2 rRNA genes (1 of these 2 running past the window's edge) are annotated in these 1,712 nt (G+C 50.1%); both read right to left on the bottom strand.

From position 1 onward, the window contains the following. Positions 1 to 34: 34 nt before the first annotated feature. Positions 35 to 147: ribosomal RNA gene (gene rrf / locus ACO0K2_RS19620) — 5S ribosomal RNA — on the bottom strand. Positions 148 to 357: 210 nt separating this feature from the next. Beyond that, positions 358 to 1,712: ribosomal RNA gene (locus tag ACO0K2_RS19625) — 23S ribosomal RNA — on the bottom strand; it runs 1,619 nt beyond the window's last position.

Here is a 1,712-nt window from a genome sequence, read left to right on the forward strand (position 1 = left end):
TCACTGCGATAGCAGAGAGGGGTAGCAATAGGGAGCCTGACGATAACCTACTTTCACACTGGTTGCAGCACTATCATTGGCGCAGAGTCGTTTCACGGTCCTGTTCGGGATGGGAAGGGGTGGTACCAACTCGCTATGGTCATCAGGCATAACTTGTCGATCTACTGTGTATGCGCTACTTTGCAGCACACAGCAAATCCAATTCAGAAGAAGTTTCGTAGATCGTGCGCTCCGATTGATTCTCATCTCTCTTTCGCACTCATCTTAATTCATTTTTTAATGGTTATGATTCGTACCAAACTCTCTTTGGCATTCACTTCATAATTTCTCTCGTAGCCTACAACCTGCTAAGGTTATAGGGACAAGCCTTACGGGCAATTAGTACTGGTTAGCTTAATGCATTACTGCACTTCCACACCCAGCCTATCAACGTCCTGGTCTCGAACGACCCTTTAAAGAGATCAAGTCTCTGGGAAGTCTCATCTTAAGGCGAGTTTCCCGCTTAGATGCTTTCAGCGGTTATCTCTTCCGAACATAGCTACTCGGCAATGCCACTGGCGTGACAACCGATACACCAGAGGTTCGTCCACTCCGGTCCTCTCGTACTAGGAGCAGCCCCCTTCAAACTTCCAACGCCCACGGCAGATAGGGACCAAACTGTCTCACGACGTTTTAAACCCAGCTCACGTACCACTTTAAATGGCGAACAGCCATACCCTTGGGACCGGCTACAGCCCCAGGATGTGATGAGCCGACATCGAGGTGCCAAACTCCCCCGTCGATATGAACTCTTGGGAGGAATCAGCCTGTTATCCCCAGAGTACCTTTTATCCGTTGAGCGATGGCCCTTCCATACAGAACCACCGGATCACTATGTCCTACTTTCGTACCTGCTCGACTTGTCAGTCTCGCAGTTAAGCACGCTTATGCCATTGCACTATCATCACGATGTCCGACCGTAATTAGCGTACCTTCGAACTCCTCCGTTACACTTTGGGAGGAGACCGCCCCAGTCAAACTGCCTACCATGCACTGTCCCCGACCCGGATTACGGGCCAAGGTTAGAACCTCAAATAAACCAGGGTGGTATTTCAAGGATGGCTCCACGCAAACTGGCGTCCACGCTTCTAAGCCTCCCACCTATCCTACACAGATCGATTCAAAGTCCAATGCAAAGCTACAGTAAAGGTTCATGGGGTCTTTCCGTCTAGCCGCGGGTAGATTGCATCATCACAAACATTTCAACTTCGCTGAGTCTCGGGAGGAGACAGTGTGGCCATCGTTACGCCATTCGTGCAGGTCGGAACTTACCCGACAAGGAATTTCGCTACCTTAGGACCGTTATAGTTACGGCCGCCGTTTACTGGGACTTCAATCAAGAGCTTGCACCCCATCATTTAATCTTCCAGCACCGGGCAGGCGTCACACCCTATACGTCCACTTTCGTGTTTGCAGAGTGCTGTGTTTTTATTAAACAGTCGCAGCCACCAGTTTATTGCAACCCCTTCATCCTTCTGCCGCAGGGCAGTCAAACTACAAGGGCGTACCTTATCCCGAAGTTACGGTACCAATTTGCCGAGTTCCTTCTCCCGAGTTCTCTCAAGCGCCTTAGAATACTCATCTCGCCCACCTGTGTCGGTTTGCGGTACGGTCTCGTATGACTGAAGCTTAGAGGCTTTTCTTGGAACCACTTCCGATTGCTTCGTGAACAT

The organism is Undibacterium sp. MH2W (assembly GCF_049340215.1).
GTDB lineage: Bacteria > Pseudomonadota > Gammaproteobacteria > Burkholderiales > Burkholderiaceae_D > Undibacterium.